This is a genomic window from Acidimicrobiia bacterium (assembly GCA_016650365.1).
In the GTDB taxonomy this organism is placed as follows: Bacteria; Actinomycetota; Acidimicrobiia; order Spongiisociales; family JAENVV01; genus JAENVV01.
The window spans coordinates 1-5675 of record JAENVV010000239.1 but is presented as its reverse complement, the minus strand read 5'-3'; the positions used below and the strand labels follow the sequence as shown (position 1 = coordinate 5675).

The following is a 5675-nucleotide window of genomic DNA, read 5'->3' as shown; positions in this document are numbered from 1 at the left end:
TGGAGCACGAACGTGGCTGAACCGTCCGACGCTCGGAATCCGCCCGCCCATAACCGGCAATATGCCGCTGATCCCAGATATTGGGTTGCCACGTTTCGTGGTTGCGGGTTAGCGGCCGAGGGCAAGGTCGGAGCCCTGCCCGTCAGCGGGCCGGCCACGACCTCGCAGAGATCACCCCCCACGACCTACGACACACCTGCGCGTCGCTGATGCGGGCAGCCGGAGCCGACGCCAAAGCCATCCAACAACAACTCGGACATCGCAATGCGTCCGTCACATTGAACACATACACGCACCTATTCGAAGGTGACCTCGCCGAAGTCATGGACCGTCTCGACACCCACTCCGCGATTAAATCGCGTCCTGAGCGCGTCCCGGGCGAAATTATCGACCTACCCCGGATAGGCCAAAACCCCCGCTGAGCAGGGGTTTTGGGTGCTCCGGGGGTGAGACTCGAACTCACAACCTACGGATTAACAGTCCGACGCTCTGCCAATTGAGCTACCCCGGAAGGTCGCGTTTGCGAGTCGCAACAGTAGCAGACCCTTCCAGACAGTCCGTCAACGGTCCTGGTGAACCTCGCTAGGCGTCGCCCAGGAAGCCTTCGAGTTTCTTCGAGCGGGCGGGATGCCGGAGTTTGGCCAACGCCTTCGTCTCCAACTGGCGGACTCGTTCCCTGGTGACGTTGAAATGGTTGCCAACCTGCTCCAGCGTGCGGGGTGGGTTGTCGTCGAGACCGTATCGCATGATGAGAACCGTGCGCTCTCGTTCGTTGAGATCTTCGAGGGCGTGGGCCATGTACTCCTGAAGCAACTTGAAAGAGGCGGCCTCAACCGGAACAACGGCTTCGGTGTCCTCAACGAAGTCGCCGAGCGTCGAGTCATCTTCTTCGCCGAGCGGCGTCTCCAACGAAACAGGACTTTGGGCGATCTTTTGGAGTTCGCTCACCCGGTCCTCGTCAACTTCCATTTCGGCGGCGATTTCCTGGATGGTTGGTTCACGCCCGAGGTCCTGGAGCAACGCCCGCTGGGTTTGGGCAAGTTTGTTGATGGTTTCCACCATGTGAACCGGCACCCGGATGGTCCGTGCTTGATCGGCGAGAGCTCGGGTCACTGCCTGACGGATCCACCAGGTCGCATAGGTTGAGAACTTGAATCCCTTTCGGTAGTCAAACTTCTCGACGGCTCGCATGAGGCCAAGGTTGCCCTCCTGGATAAGATCCAGCAGCGCCATACCGCGACCAACGTACTTCTTGGCGATCGACACAACGAGTCGCAGGTTCGCCTCGACCAAACGTTTTTCTGAGCGGTCACCGTGACGAATCGTGCGATCCAGGATGACCTTGTCCTCGACCGTCAGGTCTTCCATCCCAAACCCGGGCTGTTCGAGCTTCTCGACCGCCCGTTTGCGGGCCTCAATCGCCATCGCCAGCTCAACTTCTTGCTGTGCCGTCAGCAGAGCAACCCGACCAATCTCCTGGAGGTACATACGAACCGGGTCGGAGAGCGAAATGTGGTCGTCCTCGGAGAACGGAACCAAAAAGTTCTCGGGTCCATCCTCGGAAACCTTGACTTTCGCCGCCGACAGCCGCTCGAACACGACGTCGAAGGCCTCGGGGGGCGCCTCGGCATCCTCAAGATCTTGTTGCACCTCGGCGGCAGTGAGAAAGCCGCGCTGCTGGCCGCGTTTGATCAGCGCTTCAACGAGTTCGTTAATCCCCATGCGAACCAAGCTCCCGCTTTTGTTTCTCCAACGCTATCAACTTGTACTGCAGCTGTGAATACTCCTGTGGCGTAACTTGATCCAATTGCGCCGTCAGATCGGCAATCTGGCGGTCGATAGCCTGAATGTGTACCGCGGTGGCGATTTCTTGTGGATCCCCTTCAGGCGGGTCGTCCAACATGATGGTCATCAAAAAACTACGAATCCCCTGGTCTTGCACCGCGTTGATATCCACCCTATCGGTTTCCGTCCGCTGTGTGGCCAGGATCTCAAATACCTCCCGATAGTCGGCCCTCCCGATCCAATCGGGGTCCACCACGACCTCACCAAGATGATTCGAAACCAACAATCGAAGAACCTCACGCTCGAGGCGCTCGGCGCCGGTACGGGGAGGAGGGAAATCCCGGACCGGCGTCGCCGATGCGACAGGTTTGGCAGCACCTGTGCTCGTACCTTTCCGACCACGAGCGGCTTGCTCGACGGCTTCGGTTACCGCCGCGGCATCAACGCCGGTAAGACGGACGATGTAGCGAGCGTATTCGGCCCTGGCCACCTTATCGCTGAGCCGTCCGACGATTTCTGCGCATGCCCTCACCGCCCTCGCCCGGCCTTCCGGCTCATTCAGGCGATGATTCCGAACCTCACTGTCAAGCCGAAACATCAGCAGTGGGATCGAATCGTCAATAGCCTTTCGCAACGAGGACGCATCGCCGTCCTGGACCATGTCGGCCGGATCCCGGCCTTCTGGCATGCGAGCCACCCGCAGATCCAAGCCGAGTTCGGCGGGGAGGTGGAGTTCGTCTCCCCGGATGGCCGCTCCAGCCCCGGCCTGATCGGCGTCGAAGGCCAGCACGATCACATCCGTGAAGCGCCTGAGCAGGTCGAAATGGTCTTCACCGAGTGCCGTACCGCACGACGCAACGGCGAGAGGCATCCCCGCTCGATGGAGGGCGATGACGTCTGTGTAACCCTCAACGACAATCGCCAGTCGATTGAGGGTGATCTCCTTGCGGGCCTTGTCGAGGCCATACAGCAGCTTCGCCTTCGAATAGAGCTTGGTTTCCGGTGTGTTCAGGTACTTGGGGCCTTCGCCTTCCAGGAGCCTGGCACCAAAGCCAACTGCATCGCCTTTGACATCTCTAATCGGAAACATGACACGCCCGTGGAACCAGTCGATTACCGCTCCGCGCTGGGACTTCCTGGCCAGCCCGGCCCCGATGAGGCCCTGGTCCTTGAAACCTGCCTTCTTCAGATGCCGGACCAGGTCGGTCCGGCTGTCCGATGGCGAGAATCCCAGCTCAAACTCGTCGACGACGTCTCCGTCGTAGCCCCTGCCCCGCAGATATGACCGGGCTGCCCCGGCATCATCGCCGGTCTTGAGACGTTCGTTGTAGAAGTCGACCGCCGCCTCAACGGCGTCGATCAGTCGATGCCGCTCGCCCCGACGTTGGGCGGCTTGCGGGTCAACCCGCAACGTCACCCCGGCCTGACGGGCGAGGAGTTCCACCGCTTCGGAGAAGTCGAGACCCTGAGTTTCCTGAACAAATTTGAAGATGTCACCGCCGGCCCCGCAGCCGAAACAGTGATAGAAGCCGCGGGCTGGGTCAAGCGACATCGAAGGCGTTTTCTCCTGATGGAACGGACAAATCGCCTTATGCGAACGTCCGGTCTTCTTGACGCTCGTGACAGCCTGGACCAGGTCGATAATCGACGTAGCCTGCCTGATCTTCTCGATGTCATCGCGGTCGTAGGCCATACCTCTACCCGGAGTTCGCCAGAGGTCTCACGATAGCCGTGACAGAAGTTGGCGAAAACGAGAACACCGTCCGCCGAACGAATTCAGTGCGCGGTCCCACCGTTCTAGGATGCAGATTTCATGGCCATCGAACTCCCAAAACCCGCCCCTGGCGTCCCCCCGTACGTTGATCACCTTGGTTCGTCGCGCGAATACTGGCGCGACATCATCCTCGGGGTCAACGACGGCCTCGTTTCCATGTTCCTCCTCGTAGCCGGCGTGGTGGGTGGCGCACTCGACACGAGGACGGTTCTCCTCACCGCCGTGGCCGGTGCCATAGCCGGGGCGATTTCGATGGGCGTCGGTGAGTACATTGCCACCAAAGCCCAGGAAGAGGTCTTCCACGGTGAAGTCGCTCTCGAGCGGGAACACATCAAGTTTCACCGGAAGTATGAACTCGAAGAACTCAAGGAAATGTTCGTCGAGACCGGGCTGAGTGGAGAACTTTCCGAGCAGGTCGTTGCCGCATACGACCAGGATGACGAATCCCTCATGAAGATAATGATGGCGCTGGAGTTCGGGTTCGTCGACGAATACCGCCGCAATCCATACGTCGCCATGAGCGTGTCCGGTGGTCTCTTCCTGACCGGGGCATCGACGTCGGTCATACCGTTCATGTTCGACGTGGCTCCCCGCACCGGCCTCCTGTGGGCGGGAGCACTTTCCGGAGTAGCCCTCTTTGTGGTTGGCGCAGGCAAAACCTTCGCCACCCGCGGTCATTGGCTCAGAGCGGGACTCGAGAACCTGATCCTGGCGACCATCGGTGCCGGTGTCTCCTATTTCGTCGGCGTCTGGTACCAAGCGAACTTCTAGTCCAGCGAACTTCTAGTCCGGCAAACTTCTAGTTCGGCGAACTTCTAATTCGGCGAGGCTCTCCTCACCCGTGTTCCTTCAAGTGGTGGAGGAAGAACCCGTAAATATCGGCCGCTTCCTCGATCTGCTTGGTGGTCGGTTTGCCGAGACCGTGGCCCGCCCGGCGATCGATTCGGATGAGGACCGGTGATTCGCTCGATACAACCGCCTGCATGGCAGCCCCCCATTTGAACGAATGCATCGGAACCACCCGATCATCGAATTCGGCAGTCGTGATAAGAATCGGCGGGAAGCTGCCATTCGGATCCACGGTGTGAAGCGGTGAATAGCCGAGCATCGAGGCGAACTGTTCGGGGTCTTCGTCAGCGTTGCCATATTCGGGGGTCCAATACCGGCCAGCCGTGAAGTGGTGGAACCGCAACATATCGGTGACCGGTACGGCCGAGACCACGGCCCCGAACAGTTCGGGTCGTTGCAGCACGCTGACTGCAGTCAGCAAACCACCGTTCGAACCTCCGAAGATCCCAAGCTGGTCGGGAGTCGTCACTCCCGAAGCAACAAGAAACTCACCACACTGGGCAAAATCATCGAACACTCGTTGTTTGCGCGTGAGCATCCCGGCCTCATGCCAGCTCTCGCCGAACTCCGACCCCCCTCTCAGAACGGTTGACGCGAACACGGCTCCCGCCTCCAAGAGAGCAATTCGAGCAGGCGAAAAGGTCGGAGTCACCGCAATATTGAAACCGCCATAGCCATACATGACCGTGGGAGCTGGCTGGCTGACGTCCCTGCGATGCGTCAGGAATATCGGAAGCTGGGCCCCGTCGTCAGCTGTGGCGAATACCTGGCGGGTAACAAACAACTCCCGGTCGAACTCGGCGGTTGATGCGTGGAACGAGGTGGTTTCCCGAGAGGCCACGTTGTACCGCAGGATGGCCGGCGCATCGAGATGAGACTGAAAGTTGATGAACAGGTCTTCGTCTTCGGCCCGTCCGGCCATCTCAGCCACCGAACCCATCGAAGGAAGGTCGATATCGTGCATAAAGGTGCCGTCGAGGGCAAAGATCGCCAGACGTGAATAGGCATCATGCAGATAATTGGCCACCAGGCGGCCCCCAACCACCGCAGTCGCTTCCAATGGGTCGTCGGCCTCGGCGATGACCGACTCAACCTGGCCTGACGCGACATCGAAGCTGATCACCTTCGACCGGGGGGCATCCTTGTTCGTTTGGACGTAGAACTTGGAACCATCGGAATGTACGAAGTGGTAGGCAGCATCGAAGGCGTCAAAGAGACGATGGAAACCGAACTCATCCGGATCACCCACCACCGGATCTCCGGCGAG

At 59.7% G+C, this 5675-nt stretch carries 5 protein-coding genes and 1 tRNA gene; 2 read left to right on the top strand and 4 right to left on the bottom strand.

What is annotated here, in order from left to right; all coding sequences use genetic code 11:
• Positions 1-77 precede the first annotated feature (77 nt).
• Positions 78-422 carry a tyrosine-type recombinase/integrase gene (locus tag JJE47_13855; protein ID MBK5268508.1) on the top strand — a complete coding sequence of 115 codons (345 nt, stop codon included), beginning with the start codon at positions 78-80 and terminating at the stop codon, positions 420-422.
• Between the two features lie 16 nt (positions 423-438).
• On the opposite strand, the gene JJE47_13850 is transcribed toward JJE47_13855, so the two are convergent.
• The 3 genes from JJE47_13850 to JJE47_13840 all read right to left on the bottom strand — a co-directional run bounded on the left by JJE47_13850 (position 439) and on the right by JJE47_13840 (position 3478).
• A tRNA-Asn gene (locus JJE47_13850) sits at positions 439-511 on the bottom strand.
• A gap of 71 nt (positions 512-582) precedes the next feature.
• On the bottom strand, positions 583-1722 hold the full coding sequence (gene rpoD, locus JJE47_13845) for an RNA polymerase sigma factor RpoD (protein MBK5268507.1): 1140 nt from the start codon (positions 1720-1722) through the stop codon (positions 583-585).
• A complete protein-coding gene (locus tag JJE47_13840; protein MBK5268506.1) occupies positions 1712-3478 on the bottom strand; it encodes a DNA primase in 1767 nt (588 codons plus the stop codon). Before JJE47_13840 ends, rpoD begins: the two co-directional genes overlap by 11 nt.
• Positions 3479-3598: 120 nt before the next feature.
• On the opposite strand from JJE47_13840, the gene JJE47_13835 reads away from it, so the two are divergent.
• A complete protein-coding gene (locus JJE47_13835; protein MBK5268505.1) occupies positions 3599-4330 on the top strand; it encodes a VIT1/CCC1 transporter family protein in 732 nt (243 codons plus the stop codon).
• Between the two features lie 64 nt (positions 4331-4394).
• Here the strand turns inward: JJE47_13835 and JJE47_13830 are convergent.
• On the bottom strand, positions 4395-5675 hold a 1281-nt coding region (locus JJE47_13830), incomplete at its 5' end, for a S9 family peptidase (GenBank protein ID MBK5268504.1).